The organism is Salinivibrio sp. SS2 (assembly GCF_001722075.1).
Taxonomy (GTDB): domain Bacteria; phylum Pseudomonadota; class Gammaproteobacteria; order Enterobacterales; family Vibrionaceae; genus Salinivibrio; species Salinivibrio proteolyticus.
Genome location: NZ_MEBP01000079.1, coordinates 43867 through 62806 on the forward strand (window position 1 = coordinate 43867; position 18940 = coordinate 62806).

Here is an 18940-nt window from a genome sequence, read left to right on the forward strand (position 1 = left end):
GAGACTATTGTGAAATCATTTTTGAAAGCAGCGGGACTTAGTGTCGCAATTCTGACCACGTCCATGTACGCATCAGCGGCTGATGCTGCACAGAAAGTGGGCTACGTATCGACTGGGGCGGTGATGTCTCAGCTGGCTCAAAAAAACAACCTAAACGAAAAACTGCGTGCTGAATTCAAAGACCGTGTAGCGGAAATTGAGCGCATGAAAGAAAAGCTCTCAGAAGGGGTTGAAAAGCTGAAACGCAACGGCGAGCTGATGAGCGAAGATGAGCGCATCAAACTGCAGCGTGAACTCCAATCGATGGAGTCGGACTACAAATTAAAAGTAAAAGCGTTACAGGAAGATCAACGCAAGCGTGGTGGCCAAGAAGAGTCTAAACTGGTCAAAAAGCTAAAAACCGCCATCGATCAAGTGGCTGAGCAAGAAGGTTACGACATTGTATTGGATGCCAATGCCATCTTGTACGCTAACCCAGGCGACGATCTCTCTGAAAAAGTCATTAATGCAGTAAAATAACAAACAATCGAGGAGCCCATGGTTTCGATTACTCTCGCTGAATTAGCGGAAAAACTGGACGCTCAGCTCCACGGAGACGGTGCTGTAACAATAACCTCGCTAGCAGGGATGAATTCAGCGAGAGAAGGGCAAATCACCTTCTTATCGAGCCCGAAATACCGCAAACACTTGGCGCAGTGTCGCGCCAGTGCGGTGATGCTAAAAGAAGCGGACGTGTCATACTGCCGAGGCAATGCCTTGGTGGTTGCTGACCCTTATGTGGCTTATGCCAAAGTGGCCCAAATTTTAGATACCACACCTGCCTGTGCCACTGACATTGCGCCGACGGCGGTCGTTGCCGAAGATGCCATTCTGGGTGAAGGCGTGGCGATTGGTCCTAACGCGGTGGTCGAGTCCGGAACCTTAATTGGTGATGGCGTGCAGATTGGTGCGGGCTGTTTTGTCGGTAAAGGCGCCAAACTGGGGGCGCGAACCAAACTTTGGGCCAATGTCACCATTTACCATGATGTGGTTGTGGGTGAGGACTGCTTGGTGCAGGCGGGAACCGTAATCGGTGCGGATGGCTTTGGCTACGCGAATGAAAAAGGTAAGTGGATTAAGATCCCGCAGCTAGGTCGTGTTGTGATTGGTGATCGGGTCGAAATCGGTGCGTGTACGACCATTGACCGTGGTGCATTGGACGATACCTGCATTGCTGATGGCGTGATTATCGACAACCAGTGTCAGATTGCGCATAATGTATCGATCGGCGAAAACACGGCAGTGGCTGGTGCAACTGTGATGGCAGGCAGCCTAAAAGTAGGTAAGCACTGCATCATCGGCGGCGCCAGTGTGTTTAATGGCCATATGGAAATCACAGACAACGTTACCATCACAGGTATGGCGATGGTAATGCGACCGATTACTGAGCCGGGCATGTACTCGTCCGGCATTCCGTTACAGCCCAACCGCGAGTGGCGGAAAACAGCCGCGCGTGTGCTCAAGATTGACGAGATGCACAAGCGGCTAAAAGAGCTCGAAAAACAGCTCGATAACCAAGCTTAACGCAACAGATTGCAGGCCCGCCTCAAAAACGCGGGCCGTTTTGCGTTAAAGAAGTCAGTATTGGATTTGAACGGGAATACTACCTTGACTCGCGAAAATAAAGTGTTACACATCAACGAAATCAAAGAGCTGCTACCACATCGCTATCCGTTTTTGTTGATCGATCGCGTTACCGATTATGAAGAAGGCCAATACCTTCACGCGATAAAAAATATTACCGTGAATGAGCCTCAATTTACCGGCCACTTTCCTCAGTTGCCTGTGTTTCCTGGCGTATTGATCCTTGAATCAATGGCGCAAGCCACTGGCTTGCTGGCATTTAAGACATTCGGGAAGCCAAAAGACAACGAGCTATACTATTTTGCAAGCGTTGATAACGCGAAATTCCGCCGTCCTGTCACACCGGGAGACCAACTGGTCCTCGAGGTGGAGTTTATTAAAGAGCGCCGAGGAATTGCTGCCTTTACCGGAGTAGCGAAAGTAGACGGAGACGTTGTCTGCTCGGCGGAACTGAAGTGCGCAAGAAGAGAGATCTAATTGTGATCCACGAAACTGCCTATATCCACCCGACCGCCGTTGTAGAAGACGGGGTGACATTGGGAGAAAACGTTAAGATTGGCGCATTTTCTTTTATCGGAGAAGGTGTCGAGATTGGTGCGGGTACCGAAGTCATGACGCATGTCGTGATTAAAGGTCCTACGCGTATCGGCCAAGATAACCGCATCTATCAATTCGCATCGATCGGTGAAGCGTGCCAAGACCTGAAATATGCGGGTGAGCCCACGACGCTAGAAATTGGCGATCGCAACACTATTCGTGAAAGTGTCACCATGCACCGTGGTACGGTACAAGACAAAGGTGAGACTAAAGTTGGCAATGATAACCTATTCATGATCAACGCCCACGTGGCACACGATTGTGTGATCGGAAATCACTGTATTTTTGCCAACAATGCGACCCTAGCCGGTCATGTACACATCGACGATTACGTCATTGTGGGCGGCATGTCTGCGATTCACCAATTCTGTGTGGTGGGTAGCCATGCGATGTTGGGGGGCGGTTCTATTGTGGTCCAAGATGTCCCCCCCTATGTGATGGCTCAGGGGAACCACTGCGCGCCTTTCGGCATTAACGTGGAAGGATTGAAGCGTCGCGGATTCGAGAAAGCATCGATTCGTGCGATTCGTGCGGTTTACAAGAACATGTATCGTTCCGGTAAAACCCTTGAAGAGGTCAAACAGACGTTGGCTAGCCAGGTCGAGGACGATCCTGCCTTGGCCCTGTTTGTTGATTTCTTTGAACGTTCAACACGAGGCATCATTCGTTAATGTTGCCCAGCGAACGTCCATTACGAGTGGGAATTGTCGCCGGAGAAATCTCCGGCGATGTTTTAGGTGAAGGCCTTATCAAGGCAATTAAGGCCCAATACGGCAATGTAGAATTTGTCGGTATTGGTGGGCCGCGCATGATTGCGCAAGGCTGCCAGAGCCTATTTGATATGGAAGAGCTTGCTGTAATGGGGCTGGTTGAAGTGCTCGGCCGTTTGCCCCGTTTGCTGAAGGTTAAAGCGAGCCTCGTCAAACACTTCACTACCCATCCCCCCGATGTGTTTATCGGTATTGATGCGCCTGATTTCAACTTACGTCTCGAAGCATCGTTAAAACAGGCCGGCATTAAAACGGTTCACTATGTCAGTCCCTCGGTCTGGGCATGGCGTCAAAAGCGTATTTTTAAAATTGCGGCCGCGACCGATCTTGTCTTGGCGTTTTTGCCGTTCGAAAAAGCGTTTTACGATAAGTTCAACGTCCCTTGCGCGTTTGTCGGCCACACCATGGCTGATAGCATTCCCATGCAAGTCGATCAGCGCGAGGCACAACAAGCGTTGGGGCTGGATACCAACAAACGTTGGTTAGCCGTCTTGCCGGGAAGTCGTGGGAGTGAGATGGCAATGTTGGCGCCGCCATTTTTGCAAACCTGCCAGCGTCTGTCACAGAAGTATCCAGATCTCGGCTTTGTGGTTGCCTTGGTGAATGATGCACGCCGCGCACAATTCGAGCAGGCGTGGCAAACCCATGCGCCGGAATTGTCATTTACCTTGGTGAATGATACGGCAAGGCAAGTGATCAGTGCTTCTGATGCGGTGTTGCTGGCCTCTGGTACCGTTGCCCTTGAGTGTATGTTGCTGAAGCGTCCCATGGTTGTAGGCTATAAAGTGAAGCCTTTGACTGCGTGGCTAGCACGGCGTTTGCTCAAAACGCGCTATGTGTCTTTGCCCAATATCCTCGCCGATGCCCCTTTGGTGCCCGAATTATTGCAAGAAGAGTGCGAGCCTGAGGCGCTGGCAGCAGCTGTTTCACGTATGTTGGATGGCGATAACCAAGCCTTGCTTGAGACTTTTACACAGCTGCATCAAACCATTCGTAAAGATGCGGACGCCTCTGCAGCCTCCGCAGTATTAGAGTTAGTAAAAAATCATGACAGATGAGGTATTTGTATACCCTGACGCACGCTTGATTGCTGGCGTGGATGAAGTTGGGCGAGGTCCTTTGGTGGGCGCGGTTGTCACAGCGGCTGTTATCCTCGATCCGAATCAACCGATTGAAGGGCTCACCGATTCAAAAAAGCTGAGTGAGAAAAAACGTCTCGCGTTGTACGATGAAATCAAAGCCAAAGCCTTGGCGTGGTCGGTAGGGCGCGCAGAGCCCGAAGAAATTGATCGCTTAAATATTCTTCAGGCCACTATGGTCGCGATGCAACGCGCTATTGCAGGCCTTGCCGTTACTCCCGATTACGCATTGATTGATGGTAATCGTGTTCCCTCGCTCCCGATGCCGGCGCAAGCGGTGGTGAAAGGCGACTTACGCGTCGCCGAGATCAGTGCGGCGTCGATCTTGGCGAAAGTAGACCGTGATAGAGAAATGGCTGAGTTGGACATCGCCTATCCGGCCTATGGATTTGCCCAGCATAAAGGCTATCCTACCAAGGCGCATATGGCCGCATTGAGTGAGCATGGCGCTTTACCAATGCACAGAAAAAGCTTTAAACCGGTTAAACGCGCCCTTGGTTTAGCGTAAGTGACGGCGCTTTATCATTTCCAATCCCTAGATAGTAACGAGTTTTATGTCTGAGCCACGTTTCGTCCATTTACGTATTCACAGTGATTTCTCCATGGTCGATGGGTTGTCCAAAGTCCCGCCACTGGTTAAGAAAGTGGCCGAAATGGGCATGCCTGCGATGGCCTTGACAGACTTTAGCAACCTTTGTGGGTTGGTAAAGTTCTATAACACCGCGAATAATGTGGGTATGAAACCTATCATTGGTGCCGATTTTAAGGTGCAGTCGGAGGCGTTTGGCGATGAATTATGCCAGCTGACCCTTCTTGCCGCGGATAAAGCGGGGTATAAAAACCTCACTTTACTGATTTCCAAAGCTTACTTGCGCGGCCATGTTCAACATACGCCAGTGATCGACCAAGAGTGGCTGGTAGAACACGCTGACGGGTTGATTGTATTATCTGGCGGTTGCCGAGGAGACTTGGGCAAAGCCTTACTGAAAGGCAATAAGGCGCTTGCTGAAGAGTGCGCCCGTTTTTATCAAGCCCATTTTCCCAATGCTTATTACATGGAGCTCGTTCGCACTGGACGTCAGGATGAAGAAGTGTACTTGCACTTTGCGGTCGACTTTGCCACCGAGCACGACCTGCCTGTGGTGGCGACGAACGAAGTGTGCTTTATCTCGCCCGACGAGTTTGACGCCCACGAGATCCGTGTGGCCATCCACGATGGTTATACGTTAGACGACCCACGTCGCCCGAAAAACTACAGTGCCGAGCAATATCTGCGCACTGAGCAAGAGATGTGCGAGCTCTTTGCGGATATCCCAGAAGCATTGGCAAATAGCGTGGAAATTGCCAAGCGCTGTAATGTGCCGGTCAGACTTAATGAATACTTCCTGCCGAACTTCCCAACCGAAGGGATGGAGATTGATCAGTACTTGGTCAAACGCTCCAAAGAAGGCCTAGAAGAGCGACTGGCGTTTCTTTTCCCCGATGAGAAAGAGCGCGCCCTCAAGCGACCTGAATACGACGAGCGCCTTGACCGTGAACTCGGTGTGATTAACCAAATGGGCTTCCCTGGTTACTTTTTGATCGTGATGGAGTTTATCCAATGGTCAAAAGATAACGATATTCCGGTGGGACCCGGACGGGGTTCAGGAGCCGGCTCCTTGGTTGCGTACGCCCTTAAAATCACTGATTTGGATCCCCTAGAGTTCGATCTGCTTTTTGAGCGCTTCTTGAACCCAGAGCGGGTTTCCATGCCCGACTTCGATGTCGACTTTTGCATGGATAAGCGTGATTTGGTGATCGATCACGTGGCCGAAATGTACGGCCGGGATGCGGTATCCCAGATCATTACTTTCGGTACCATGGCGGCCAAAGCGGTGATCCGAGACGTGGGTCGTGTATTGGGTCACCCCTATGGGTTTGTTGACCGTATTTCTAAATTGGTGCCGCCCGACCCGGGCATGACGTTGGCAAAGGCGTTTGAAGCTGAACCGCAGTTGGTTGAGGTTTACAACGCAGACGAAGAAGTCAAAGCGTTGATCGACATGGCCCGCATGCTCGAAGGGGTGACACGTAACGCGGGTAAGCACGCGGGCGGGGTGGTGATTTCACCGACGACGATTACGGACTTTGCACCGCTATATTGTGACAGTGAAGGGCACCACCCTGTCACCCAGTTTGATAAAAACGATGTTGAAACGGCCGGTCTTGTGAAGTTTGACTTCTTGGGGCTGCGGACGCTGACCATTATCGACTGGGCGCTGGGAATGATTAACCCTCGCTTACAAGCGCAAGGCAAAGATCCTATCGATATCGCGGCGATTCCGATGGCCGACCAAGCATCATTCGAGATGCTGCGTAAGGCAGAGACGACAGCTGTGTTCCAGCTGGAATCGCGGGGCATGAAAGAGCTGATCAAGCGTCTCCAACCGGACTGTTTTGAAGACATGATCGCACTGGTGGCTCTGTTCCGCCCAGGCCCATTGCAATCAGGGATGGTGGATAACTTTATCGACCGTAAACACGGACGAGAACAAGTCTCTTATCCCGATGAAAAGTGGCAACATGAGTCACTGAAAGAGACCCTTGAGCCGACCTACGGCATCATCTTGTATCAAGAGCAGGTGATGCAAATTGCCCAGATCTTAGCCGGGTATACGCTCGGCGGCGCCGATTTGCTACGTCGTGCGATGGGTAAGAAAAAACCCGAAGAAATGGCCAAGCAGCGCGACATCTTTGAAAAAGGCGCGATCGCAAACGGCATTGATGGCGAACTTGCCATGCGTATCTTTGACTTGGTGGAAAAGTTTGCCGGTTATGGTTTCAACAAATCACACTCCGCCGCTTATGCCTTGGTCTCTTATCAAACACTGTGGTTAAAGGCGCATTATCCGGCTGAATTCATGGCCGCCGTTATGACCGCGGATATGGATAACACCGATAAAGTTGTCGGACTGGTGGAAGAGTGCCGTCGCATGAAACTAACGGTACTCCCCCCAGATGTGAACGCGGGTTTGCACCGCTTTACCGTCAATGACAAAGGGGAGATTGTCTACGGTATTGGCGCGATTAAAGGGGTGGGTGAAGGGCCGATCGACAATATAGTTGCGGCGCGAGAGCAAGATGGCTACTTCCGTGACTTATTTGATTTCTGTGCGCGCATTGATACCAAAAAAGTCAATAAGCGTGTGATTGAACGCTTGATTCGCGCAGGCGCCATGGATAGGCTTGGCCCTCATCGAGCGGCAATGATGGCATCACTCGATGACGCTATTCGCGCGGCCAGTCAGCATCATCAAGCCGAGTCTTACGGACAAACCGATATGTTTGGTGTCCTCACGGATGCACCGGAAGAGGTCGAGCACGCCTATGCGAATGTGGCACCTTGGCCAGATAAAGTGTGGCTGGAAGGGGAGCGAGAAACCCTAGGGCTGTATTTGACCGGCCATCCCATCAATAGCTATCGTAAAGAGCTTAAACACTATGTGACATGGCGATTGGAAGACGCGCATGCCACCAAGCGTGATGTGGTGTCTACGGTCGCCGGTCTTGTGATTGCGGCGCGTGTCATGACCACCAAGCGCGGTTCTCGTCTTGGGATCTTAACCCTCGATGATCGTTCGGGTCGTATGGAAGTGATGCTTTTTTCTGACGTACTCGACAAATATCTCGATCTGGTGGAGAAAGACAGAATTCTGGTGGTCTCAGGACAGGTCAGCTTTGATGACTTCAATGGTGGGCTTAAAATGACGGCCCGTGAAATCATGGACATCAGTCAAGCGCGAGAAAAATATGCGCGCTGTTTGGGCATCTCTATCATGGAAGAGCAAATTGATGCCCCGTTTTTTGAACGGTTTCATGATACGTTGGCACCGTACCGTTCAGGGACTGTGCCAGTGAATCTTTATTACCAGCGCCGTGATGCACGGGCGCGGTTACGTTTAGGGGCGGAGTGGCGAATTACCCCCGCGGATGAACTGATCGATAATTTAAAAGGCTTGCTTGGCGACGAGCAGGTCGAATTAGAGTTTAACTAAGCTTAGCTGGTGACGCATCGCGTACACTGGCGGTGACCAATAGGATTCTCTTGGTATGAGTCTTAACTTTTTAGAATTCGAACAACCGATCGCAGAGCTAGAAGCTAAAATTGAAGCCCTTCGCGCTGTCTCCAAGCGTGGCGGAGAAGATGCGGTTAATCTTGATAAGGAAATTGAACAACTGGAAACCAAGAGTCTTGAGCTTACGCGCAAGATCTTTGGTGATTTAGGGGCATGGCAAGTGGCACAACTGGCGCGCCACCCTCAACGTCCTTACACCTATGATTATGTCGATCTTATCTTTCACGAATTTGACGAGCTGGCGGGCGATCGCGCCTATGCGGATGACAAAGCCCTAGTAGGCGGTATTGCACGCTTAGAAGGGCGTCCAGTGATGGTCATCGGTCACCAAAAAGGCCGTGATACCAACGAGAAGGTAAAGCGTAATTTTGGTATGCCAAAGCCTGAAGGATATCGCAAAGCATTACGCTTGATGAAAATGGCAGAGCGATTCAACATGCCAGTGATCACTTTTATTGATACTGCCGGTGCTTACCCAGGCGTGGGGGCAGAAGAGCGTGGTCAGTCAGAAGCCATTGCACGTAACTTGAAGGAAATGGCGGGCCTGACCGTGCCGGTGATCTGTAATGTGGTTGGTGAAGGCGGCTCAGGCGGTGCCTTGGCGATCGGTGTTGGTGACTACGTCAATATGCTCCAGTATTCAACATACTCAGTGATTTCGCCCGAAGGCTGCGCCTCTATTTTGTGGCGTGATTCGGCCAAAGCACCACAAGCGGCAGACGCAATGGGTATGACTGCGCCACGCTTGAAAGAGCTGGGCTTGATTGATGCTGTGATTGAAGAGCCTCTAGGTGGTGCGCATCGCGATATGAAAGCGACGGCACAAAGCATTAAACAAACCTTGATTAGCCAGCTCGCGGATTTGGAAGCATTGGATACTGAAAGCCTACGCGACCGCCGATATCAGCGTTTGCTCAGTTATGGTTACTGCTAATTACCACTCGGCAATCGAGCACAATGAAAGGGCCTAATGGCCCTTTTCTTTTTGCTACGCGCCAGCAACAATAGGCGCAGACTCACAATAACAGATGCTTATGCTCACCCAATACCTGACAGACACACTGGCGCCGCTAACGGCTCAGCCACGACAAATTCTTTTAGCCCTGAGTGGGGGATTAGACTCTCGGGTACTGCTGGATCTATTGGCCAGTTATCGCGACCAGCATCCGCAGCACGACTATTCCGTGTGTCATGTTCATCATGGTTTGCAGGCCGATGCCGATAAGTGGGCGACACAATGTCAGGTTTGGGCGGAGCAAGCGGGTTTTTCCTTCATCCTAAAACACGTCACTCTCGACCCTGAGTTAAGCACAGAGCATGCAGCTAGAGAGGCACGCTATCAAGCCTTTCAAGAGTTACTCCAACCCCATGGACTCGTTCTTACCGCGCAACACAGTGATGATCAAGTCGAGACCTTCTTTTTGGCATTGAAGCGAGGAAGTGGTCTGGAAGGATTGGCGGGAATGCCCACTGTGAGAAAACTCGGCAAAGGGCTCTTAGTCCGTCCTTTGTTGGCAGCGTCACGGGCGCAATTGCATCACTACGCGCGTCAAAAAGGGTTGGCATGGGTGGAAGACCCGAGCAACCAAGATACACACTTTGATCGTAATTTTATCCGTCAACAATGGCTCCCAGAAGCTGACGCGCGTTGGCCGGGGTTTCGCACTGCCGTGCAACGCACGCAGCAATTATGCCAAGAGCAAGCGGCACTCTTAGCAACATTTGTCGCCCCTTTGGTCGAAAACGCCATCGATACGGACAACAGTTTGTCTTTGGCACATCTTCCTCTTGCGGATCTTGCTCTGTGCCGGGCGATGTTACGACACTGGTTGAAGTACCATGATCTGATTTTAACTCAGGCCCAGCTTAATACGCTGATCCAGGATGTGGTGCAGGCAAGAGCGGATGCTAACCCGCAACTGTCGGTTGATGGAAAGACCATTCGTCGTTATCAGCAGCGTTTGTATCTTATTGCTGACTCCGTGGATGTCACTGCATGGCAAGGTAAACTGACGCCACAATCGCCACTACATTTGCCGGATGGATTAGGGCGTTTGGTGCTTCTTCCTTATACAGAGCGCGCGCAAGGATTGGCATTAGGTCCTTTGCCACAGTCTTGGATATCGGTGCAGTTTAATCCCAGCGGGTTAAGCGCCCATCCTGCCGGGCGGCAAGGCCGTCGTAAACTCAAGAAGCTTTATCAAGAATACGGTATTCCAAGTTGGCAGCGGCGTCGCTTGCCAATCCTTTGCGACGAGCGTGGTGTAATCGCCGTGGCGGATTGCTTTGTGAGTCAATCCGCGGTCGGGAAGGTATGGCGTTTAGTCTGGGAGCGGGAAAACACTGCTTAACTTATCCCTTACCCGCCAATTATCTGCCTGCTCATAAAACCACCAGTCAGATAAACGACACTTGCTAAATTTGTCCGAATTACTTAATGTACTAGTCTAATGATACATTGAGGTAAAGAAGTAATGGCATCGAGTCGTGAATTATTTGGCACCCGAATAGGCTTTGTCCTTGCTGCAGCCGGCGCGGCTGTGGGACTAGGCAATATTTGGGGGTTCCCAACGCAGGCGGCGAGCAACGGGGGCGGCGCTTTTTTATTAGTCTACTTACTGATGATCTTACTCGTTGCTTTTCCCATGTTGGTGGTGGAGATGGCGATTGGTCGGCATGGCCGCGCTAACCCGTTGGACAGCATGCGTGCGCTGAGTGATAACCCTCTTCTGAAGCGTTTTGGCAGTGGCGTAGGGCTGATTGGCTTGGCTGTACCTTGTATGGTTTTGGCGTTTTACAGCATTGTAGGCGGATGGTTAGTCTCTTTTTTATTGGCTGCAGTGGCAGACATTTTCCAGTTTTCAGACGCATCCGCTTGGTTAAAAGGCTTCTCAGCATCACGTAATCTCTTTGGGGCGGTGGTGTTTTATGTGCTCACCATTGTGATCGTACAGGCGGGGGTTAAGCAGGGGATTGAGCGTTGGTCAACCCGTCTCATGCCCGCGCTGTTTGTCCTCTTTGCTGCGATGTTTGTCTATATCATGACGCTACCCGGTGCGACAGAAGGCTTAAAGCACTACCTGATCCCCGACTTTAGCAAAGTGATGGACAAAGATTTGCTATTAGCAGCCATGGGACAGGGCTTCTTCTCTCTGACGATTGGCGGGTGCTCCATGCTGATTTATGGCTCGTACCTTAGCCACAAAGAAAACCTGCCGAAAATGGCACTGAGTGTCACTTTGGTCGATACCGCAGTGGCGGTGATTGCCGGGCTAGTAGTGTTGCCAGCGATGTTTGTTGCCATGCATCAAGGCGTTGAGATTTACGCGCAAGACGGCAGTTTGCTCAGTGCCGATACCTTGGTGTTTACTGTGTTGCCTTTATTGTTTGAAAGTTTAGGCGCGGCAGGCCCGTATGTGTCTCTCGTCTTCTTTTTGCTGATGACCATCGCTGCCCTGACATCCTCGATTTCTATGCTGGAGTGTCCTGTAGCGCTGGCCAGTGAGCGCTTGGGCTCAAGCCGGAAAATCACCAGCTGGGTGTTAGGGGGGGTGATTGCGCTCTGCAGTGCGGTGATTGTGTTTAACTTCGGTGCGCTATTTGGTTTAGTTGCGAAGGTGGCGACCCAATATTTCCAACCCTTTGCGGCGCTACTTTTCTGCCTATTTGGTGGTTGGATTTGGTCGCGTGATCGCAAGCTAGCGGCATTGCGCGAAGGTTATGATGATATTGAGCAGAGTCTGTTCTGGAAAATCTGGCCTGTGTATGTGAAGTTTGTTTGCCCTGTATTGGTAGCCACAGTGTTGTGGGTCTCTCTTGGCTAAAGGCCAAATGATGACACTAAAAAAGCGGACATCGGTCCGCTTTTTTATCGCTGCTTAACAGGCAAGGCGAGATGAGTTAACGGAACTGTTTGGCGTCTTCTAAATACGTAAAGCCAGCATCCGCTAAGCGCGCACACAAGGTCTCGCGGTCGATATCATAGTAACGTACTAAGTCCTCTAAACTGGCAAACTCATCGCGTAGCTTCATGTTAATAATGCTCATGAGCATGACAGGATCCATCGAGGCATAGTTTTTCAAATCCATCTTAATCCTCGTGATCGCTAATCAATAAATTGGCAGCAGCAAATGCGGCTTGTTCACGACGAGCTGGCGAAACACTCTCGTCACTTGCGACATCATTTAATGCTTTCAGCGCGCAGCTGATAGCGGCAGGAATGTAGCCTTGTTCGCCACTGCCAATCTCGGCATAGCGCTGGCGGATGAGTTCACAGCAATCTGCAACTTTCATAATGGATCTCCTCAATAGTACTGCACGCACTATAGCGAAAGGAGAGGCGTTGAGAAAAGGGTTAGCGAGCGCGTTTTTGGCGATACATGCTCTGATCGGCACGCTCATAAAGCGAAACGCTGTTATCGCCTTTACGATATTGGGCATAGCCAACCGAGGCGCTGATATCGTGCGCGCTGAGTAATCGGTCATTGGTGACCAGATGTTTGACTCTATGGGTGACATTGGCGACTGAATCATCACCGGCGGGCTGTAGCAAGACCGCGAATTCGTCACCGCCTAAGCGATAACAGCGGTCGCTACCACGCACGGCCTCTTTGACCAGCAGCGAAAAACGACGAAGCACTTTATCACCGTCTAGGTGGCCATAGTTATCATTGACTTGTTTAAAGTTATCCATATCGAACATCATCATGACCAAGCCAATATTTTGCCGCTCACAAACGGCAACCGCGTGCTGCAAATCCTGCTCAAAGCTGGTTCGGTTGTGCAGTCCGGTTAATCCATCCAGCAGTGCCATGTTCTTTACACGGGTATATTCAACCGCATTGGTCAGCGGACCGGCAAGCAACTTATGGTAGGTGTGTAATAGGCTAATTTCATCCGGATCAAGTTTATACGGAGTGGAGTACTGCAGCACCCCTAATGGTTGCTTATTAAATTTAATCGCGAAGGTTTGGCGGAAAGTATGTTGCTCACCCCGACGGATAATGTTTGAGATTTCGTCGTGCTCCCAAATGATACGACCAATATCAATCTGCTTTTCTACCTCCCGTGCATACACCTCAAACAATACCTTGATATCGAGGTGTCCTTGCAGTTTTTGTAGCAACAACAAACGCTGATCAGCACCCAGCGGAACTTTACGCGGGGCGATGCCAGAGTGTGTGAATTGCTTTAAATGCGAGGCAGTCATTAATAATCAACAGCTATCTGATTTGTGGGTCATGCTGAATAAGCAGAATCCATGCCAGCCTATTATCAAGGCGAAGAGACGTCGTTTGGCTGCGATCTATCTCGTTCTTTTTGGATGACTATTCTATCAACAAGGAGAGGATTTGGGATCTGTGATTCTGTGCGTCTTGGTAGCCGATGTCAATTAACTGGCGAAGATATGCCGGCTCGAACAATAAATAACTGGCAAAGGTAGCATCTTGTGAGGCATTGATGCCTAAAAGCCTTAACAGGGCACGAGCGGCAAAGGGCATATGGCGATAAAAACGCTTGGCTACGGGCTCGAAAGGGACCGATGGACGCAGGTGTAGGACATTCACTTTTCTTAATCCTAGCTGGTGGCGCTGCGCGTCGTTCAGGGCAAGGTGAATTTGGTTCATGCGCTGCAAGTTTTCTAAGTCGGCCGACAAGGTATCAGCAAATATTGCGTTCATCAGGTGACCACCCAGCATCGCGAGCCCTGGCGCTGACGGGTCGATATTGCCAGCAGTGCGAATACCTGTGGTTAAATCCAAAATGAGGATCCGCTCCGCCCCCATTTTAATCGCCGGTCGCAAAGGGGCGATTTGGTGAATCGCACCATCCCCATAAAACTCATGGCCAATGCGTGAGGCAGGGAACACGAAAGGAATGGCTGAAGAGGCCAGTAAATGCTCTGTCGAGAGTTGACTGCGTCGGCCGACAGCTCTTGCCCGCTCCCATGGCGAAATACTGGCATCACCTTGAAAAAAACTGACCGATTGGCCGGTTTGATAGTTGGAAGCGGTCACCGATAGGCCATGAAGGTGACCGGACAGTAACTGATAGTTTAACTTATTAAAATTAATGGTTTGATTTAGCAATTCACGCAATGGGCGATTATTTAACAGGCCAAAAGGTGAAGTGGGTTGATAGCGTGACTGAAAGCGCTGTCCTGTTTGGCTAGCGAGGTGACTTAACAGACCAAGAGGCTGACTGGCAAAAATACGCGATGTATCGAGCCGATGCCAGAGCCATGACAACTTTTTGACGCCAAGTCGAAAAGATGACGCATAGCTAGCCAGAGACACCGCATTGATTGCACCGGCAGATGTGCCGGAATATATCGTAAATGGACTGGTGTGAACGCGAGGGTACCATTCAGCAATGGCAGCCAGTACACCGACTTGATAGGCCGCACGCGCACCACCACCAGTCAGAACGAGAGCGATTTTAGGCTTGTGTGTAGACATATAACCGACGACGTTAAAAGGCTAACAGCTTGATTATAGTTACTTCACGCGCCCTGTCGCGCGTTAGTCATCACAACGTCCGTTTCTTTTTCATTATAGATAATGAGGTTGAAAATCATTATCAATTCGATCTATGGTGAGGAGGTCAATTAATCGATGGAGTGACAAGATGACTTATTCGTTTCCCGATTTACCCTATGCCTATGATGCTCTCGAACCGCATATCGATGAGGCAACCATGCGCATTCATCACCAGCGTCACCACAAAACCTATTTCGATAAATTCGTGGCTGCGATAAAAGAGACAGACCGCGATGGTGAGCCGGTTGAGGATTTGTTTCGAGATATCTCGTCGCTGCCAGCAGCAATTCGTAATCATGGGGGAGGATACTATAACCACCTGATTTACTGGCAATCGATGACGCCGAATCCTAAGCCTGCGCCAGAAGGTGCACTCTACGATGCGATTGTCGAGACCTTCGGCTCGCTTGATGCATTTAAAGAGGCGTTTAGCCAAGCGGCAATTGGTCAGTTTGGTTCAGGTTTTGCGTGGCTGGTGGTGAAAGAGGATGGCCAGCTTGCGATCACCTCAACGGCTAATCAAGACAACCCATTGATGGATATTGCAGAGGTCAAAGGTGAACCGATTTTAGGGTGTGATGTCTGGGAACACGCTTATTATCTTAACTACCAGAACAAACGTCCTGACTACGTGAACGCGTGGTGGAAGGTGGTGAATTGGTCATTTGCTGAAAAAGCGTACCAGCAAGCGATCGGTTAAAAAAAAGCCCCGCAACGCGGGGCATTTACTCTTTAGACGATAAGGCTTAAGCCAGTTTTGCTTGGATAAACGACAAGGCGTCGTCGATAGCGAACGGCACTTTCTCACCGTCGCGGCGATGCTTATATTCAAATACGCCATTATCCATGCTGCGCTCACCGATGACGATGGTATGCGGCACACCCACTAGCTCAATGTCTGAGAACATTACCCCAGGACGTTCTTTACGATCATCGAAGAGTACCTCGATACCGGCAGCAGTAAGATCTGCGTAAAGCTTTTCAGCCGCTTCACGGACACGCTCAGACTTGTGCATATTCATCGGCACAATCGCAACGGTAAACGGTGCAATCGCGTCTGGCCAAATGATGCCATTTTCATCATGGTTTTGCTCAATCGCAGCGGCAACCACACGTGTCACACCAATACCATAACAGCCCATTTCTAGGGTTGTATTTTTGCCATCTTGGCCGAGGACGCCTGCGCCCATTTTTTCCGAGTAGTTGTTACCCAACTGGAAAATATGGCCAACTTCAATACCGCGCTTAAACATCAAGGTGCCTTTGCCACATGGGCTAGGATCGCCTTCAACCACATTACGCAAATCGGCAACTTGGCCAAGTTCAACGTCACGGCCCCAGTTGATGCCAAAGTAGTGTTTGTCGTCAATGTTGGCACCGGCGCCGAAATCATTCATTACCGCGACGCTGCGATCGACAATAAACGGCGCAGGAAGATTGACCGGACCTAGTGAACCGGGACCGGCACCGACTAAGGCGCGAATTTCTTCTTCTGTCGCAAAGGTTAATGGCGCTGCAACTTCAGGAAGATTTTCTGCCTTCACTTCGTTGAGTTCATGGTCGCCGCGGATAATCAGCGCGATCAGGTCGGCGTCTACTTCATCAGAGGCCTTAACAAACAAGGTCTTGACGGTTTTTTCGATCGGCAACTTAAATTGTTCCACCAACTCGGCAATGGTTTTTGCATTTGGCGTGTCGACTAATTCCATCGCTTGGGTTGGCGCCTCAGCCTGATCTTTAGGCGCGAGTGCTTCTGCCTTTTCGATGTTGGCGGCGTAATCGGACTCGGTGGAGAAAGCAATCAGGTCTTCTCCGCTACCAGCAAGTACGTGGAACTCATGTGACGCGGAGCCACCAATCGCTCCTGTGTCTGCCAATACCGCGCGGTAATCAAGGCCCATACGATCAAAAATGGCGCAGTAGGCGGCACGCATTTTCTCGTAACTTTGCTCCATACCCGCTTTATCGATATCAAAGCTATATGCATCTTTCATGATAAATTCACGTGAACGCATCACGCCAAAACGCGGACGCACTTCATCACGGAATTTGGTTTGAATCTGATACAGATTGATCGGCAGTTGCTTATACGAGTTAATCTCGTTGCGCACCAAGTTAGTAATCACTTCTTCATGCGTGGGTCCAAGTACAAAGGGACGTTCGTGACGATCCGCGATGCGAAGCAGTTCTGGACCAAACTTTTCCCAGCGTCCTGTCTCTTGCCATAGATCTGCAGGCTGTACCACTGGCATAAGCGTCTCGACAGCGCCTGACTTGTTCATTTCTTCTCGTACAATGCGCTCAACTTTTTGTAGCACTCGTACACCGGTCGGCAGCCAAGTGTATAGACCTGAAGCAAGTTTACGAATCATACCTGCGCGCAGCATCAGCTGGTGGCTGACAATTTCTGCGTCGCTAGGGGTTTCTTTCAAAGTAGAAAGCAGATATTGACTGGTACGCATTTAAAGTTATCCGTTGATATTAGCGATCAATAATAAGTAGGGCATATTAACAGCGCGGGGGAGTTTCGACAAAAGCTTCTATGGTCTCAACGTGAATCTGGTCGTCAGACACCATGAAACGCACATTGAAATCGAACAGGTGGACGGCATAGTGCTTAGCATCTGGCTTGCCCTTTTTATAGGCAGGGCGAGGGTCTTGTGCGAGCACCTCTTCAATCACTTGGCGTTGGTATGTGCCCTCAGGATGTTGAGAGAGTGTCGCGAGGGCGGGGTTGGAAAAATGCACCGGCATCAAGTCAGGCTTTTGCTGAGCAAACCCGCCCTGAGCACTATCAAGACAATCAGAGTAGGGGATATAAGGTTTGATATCGATAATTGGCGTTCGATTGACAAGATCGCACCCCCGTACGACTAACCGGACTTGGCCCGGAGTAGACTCAACGCGAACCAGCTCTACCGCCGACATTCCGATACCATTGGGACGAAAGGTGGCACGACTGGCAAAGACGCCGACTCGCTCGTTTCCACCCAAACGCGGGGGACGAACTGTCGGGGACCAACCTTTATCTAAATTACGATCGAACAAGAATAGTAACCAAAGGTGGGAGAACTGCTCAATGCCTCTTACTGCATCAAGCTGATTCGCGTCACCGCGCAATTCAATATATGCCAAGGCACTAGGCGCTAGGCCCGGTTGTCGCGGCACAGCAAACTTTTCTTTAAACGGAGAAATCAAAGTGCCAACAGGAGAGATAGAGAAAGTATCTTGCATAGGGTGAAGTTCGGTTAATAGACGCACGCTAATCTTAACACGCGAGTTTCATTGAGTATGCAAAGATGCAAGCAACCACGCAGCATGTCATAATTATCGCCTGACACTGAATGAGGAATTGTGAGTGAGTTTTCCCGCTGTTTTTATTGATCGCGATGGTGTGGTCAATGTCGACCACGGCTATGTGGCGGATATCGATAATTTTGAGTATATCGACGGTGTGTTCGACGCATGCCGCGCCCTAAAAGAAAAAGGGTATTTATTAGTGCTGGTGACCAACCAAGCCGGTATCGCCCGTGGTTATTACTCTGAGCAAGACTTTTTGCAGCTAACGGAATGGATGGATTGGAACTTTGCCGACAAGGGCGTGGACTTTGACGGTATTTATTACTGCCCACATCATGCCAGTGAAGGGGTCGGTGAGTATCGGATTGATTGCGATTGTCGCAAACCCAAGCCGGGTATGTTGATTGAGGCTCAGCAGGAGCTCGATATTGATATGTCACGCTCGGTGATGGTCGGTGATAAAGCTGATGACATGAAGGCTGCACAAGCTGCCGGTGTGGCTACCCGTATTCTCGTGAAATCAGGAAAGCCTGTGACCGAGGAAGGGGAATCGTTAGCAACCTGCGTGGTGGATTCCATCGCAGATGTCCCGAGTACATTGAGCTAATTCACACGCGAGCCTATCAGAATCACACTTTTGTACCTTTTTGGTGATAATTTGTTCTAACGGTTAATTTCGTTGAAAAAAAGACTTGCGACTTAAATTTATCACCCTATAATTCGCTCCTCGTTGGCACGGCAAACCGCGCTAACAAACGGCAGCAAAGCCAAGTAAACAAAAAGCTTGACTCACTGCCTCGGTGGCGTAAAATGCCACTCCCGCTCAAAATTGAGCGACGCTCTTTAACAATTTGAC

General features: G+C 50.3%; 18 protein-coding genes. 12 read left to right on the forward strand and 6 right to left on the reverse strand.

Features of this window, described 5'->3' with window-relative positions:
• Positions 1–9: 9 nt before the first annotated feature.
• The 10 genes from BGK46_RS08880 (at position 10) to BGK46_RS08925 (ending at position 12068) form a co-directional block, all read left to right on the forward strand.
• Positions 10–519, forward strand: a complete 510-nt coding sequence (locus BGK46_RS08880) for an OmpH family outer membrane protein (RefSeq protein WP_069588615.1) — start codon at positions 10–12, stop codon at positions 517–519.
• 18 nt (positions 520–537) lie between these two features.
• Positions 538–1563, forward strand: coding sequence for a UDP-3-O-(3-hydroxymyristoyl)glucosamine N-acyltransferase (gene lpxD, locus BGK46_RS08885; protein WP_069588617.1), 1026 nt, complete (start codon positions 538–540; stop codon positions 1561–1563).
• A gap of 84 nt (positions 1564–1647) precedes the next feature.
• Positions 1648–2100 (forward strand): 3-hydroxyacyl-ACP dehydratase FabZ, encoded by a 453-nt coding sequence (gene fabZ / locus BGK46_RS08890; protein WP_069588651.1) that lies wholly within the window; start codon positions 1648–1650, stop codon positions 2098–2100.
• Positions 2101–2102: 2 nt separating this feature from the next.
• On the forward strand, positions 2103–2891 hold the full coding sequence (gene lpxA / locus BGK46_RS08895; protein WP_069588619.1) for an acyl-ACP--UDP-N-acetylglucosamine O-acyltransferase: 789 nt from the start codon (positions 2103–2105) through the stop codon (positions 2889–2891).
• Positions 2891–4048 (forward strand): lipid-A-disaccharide synthase, encoded by a 1158-nt coding sequence (lpxB, locus tag BGK46_RS08900; RefSeq protein WP_069588621.1) that lies wholly within the window; start codon positions 2891–2893, stop codon positions 4046–4048. The genes lpxA and lpxB overlap by 1 nt, the downstream gene beginning before the upstream one ends.
• Positions 4038–4637 carry a ribonuclease HII gene (gene rnhB, locus BGK46_RS08905; protein ID WP_069588623.1) on the forward strand — a complete coding sequence of 200 codons (600 nt, stop codon included), beginning with the start codon at positions 4038–4040 and terminating at the stop codon, positions 4635–4637. Before lpxB ends, rnhB begins: the two co-directional genes overlap by 11 nt.
• A 46-nt stretch (positions 4638–4683) precedes the next feature.
• Complete coding sequence (dnaE, locus tag BGK46_RS08910) at positions 4684–8163, forward strand: DNA polymerase III subunit alpha (RefSeq protein ID WP_069588625.1); 3480 nt, start codon at positions 4684–4686, stop codon at positions 8161–8163.
• A 55-nt stretch (positions 8164–8218) separates the two neighbouring features.
• The gene (gene accA / locus BGK46_RS08915) at positions 8219–9178 is read left to right on the forward strand and encodes an acetyl-CoA carboxylase carboxyl transferase subunit alpha (protein ID WP_069588627.1); all 960 of its coding nucleotides are present in this window, start codon (positions 8219–8221) and stop codon (positions 9176–9178) included.
• Positions 9179–9278: 100 nt separating this feature from the next.
• Entirely contained in the window at positions 9279–10595 is a 1317-nt protein-coding gene (gene tilS / locus BGK46_RS08920; protein ID WP_069588652.1) for a tRNA lysidine(34) synthetase TilS, read from the forward strand.
• 123 nt (positions 10596–10718) lie between these two features.
• Positions 10719–12068: a sodium-dependent transporter gene (locus BGK46_RS08925; protein WP_069588629.1), complete on the forward strand. Its 1350-nt coding sequence runs from the start codon at positions 10719–10721 to the stop codon at positions 12066–12068.
• Between the two features lie 76 nt (positions 12069–12144).
• Here the strand turns inward: BGK46_RS08925 and BGK46_RS08930 are convergent, their stop codons facing one another.
• The 4 genes from BGK46_RS08930 to BGK46_RS08945 form a co-directional block, all read right to left on the reverse strand.
• Positions 12145–12333 (reverse strand): DUF4250 domain-containing protein, encoded by a 189-nt coding sequence (locus BGK46_RS08930; protein WP_069588631.1) that lies wholly within the window; start codon positions 12331–12333, stop codon positions 12145–12147.
• Position 12334: 1 nt separating this feature from the next.
• Positions 12335–12538: a YaeP family protein gene (locus tag BGK46_RS08935; RefSeq protein ID WP_069588633.1), complete on the reverse strand. Its 204-nt coding sequence runs from the start codon at positions 12536–12538 to the stop codon at positions 12335–12337.
• Positions 12539–12599: 61 nt separating this feature from the next.
• Positions 12600–13454: a GGDEF domain-containing protein gene (locus BGK46_RS08940; RefSeq protein WP_069588634.1), complete on the reverse strand. Its 855-nt coding sequence runs from the start codon at positions 13452–13454 to the stop codon at positions 12600–12602.
• Between the two features lie 118 nt (positions 13455–13572).
• Positions 13573–14703 carry a patatin-like phospholipase family protein gene (locus BGK46_RS08945; protein WP_069588636.1) on the reverse strand — a complete coding sequence of 377 codons (1131 nt, stop codon included), beginning with the start codon at positions 14701–14703 and terminating at the stop codon, positions 13573–13575.
• Positions 14704–14872: 169 nt separating this feature from the next.
• Here BGK46_RS08945 and BGK46_RS08950 point away from each other — a divergent pair, with 169 nt between their 5' ends.
• Complete coding sequence (locus tag BGK46_RS08950; protein ID WP_069588638.1) at positions 14873–15484, forward strand: superoxide dismutase; 612 nt, start codon at positions 14873–14875, stop codon at positions 15482–15484.
• A gap of 46 nt (positions 15485–15530) precedes the next feature.
• Here BGK46_RS08950 and BGK46_RS08955 read toward each other — a convergent pair whose 3' ends face one another.
• Entirely contained in the window at positions 15531–17246 is a 1716-nt protein-coding gene (locus BGK46_RS08955; RefSeq protein ID WP_069588640.1) for a proline--tRNA ligase, read from the reverse strand.
• 46 nt (positions 17247–17292) lie between these two features.
• Positions 17293–18018, reverse strand: a complete 726-nt coding sequence (gene tsaA, locus BGK46_RS08960) for a tRNA (N6-threonylcarbamoyladenosine(37)-N6)-methyltransferase TrmO (protein ID WP_069588642.1) — start codon at positions 18016–18018, stop codon at positions 17293–17295.
• Between the two features lie 124 nt (positions 18019–18142).
• Here tsaA and gmhB point away from each other — a divergent pair, with 124 nt between their 5' ends.
• Positions 18143–18691 (forward strand): D-glycero-beta-D-manno-heptose 1,7-bisphosphate 7-phosphatase, encoded by a 549-nt coding sequence (gene gmhB, locus BGK46_RS08965; protein ID WP_069588644.1) that lies wholly within the window; start codon positions 18143–18145, stop codon positions 18689–18691.
• Positions 18692–18940: the final 249 nt, after the last annotated feature.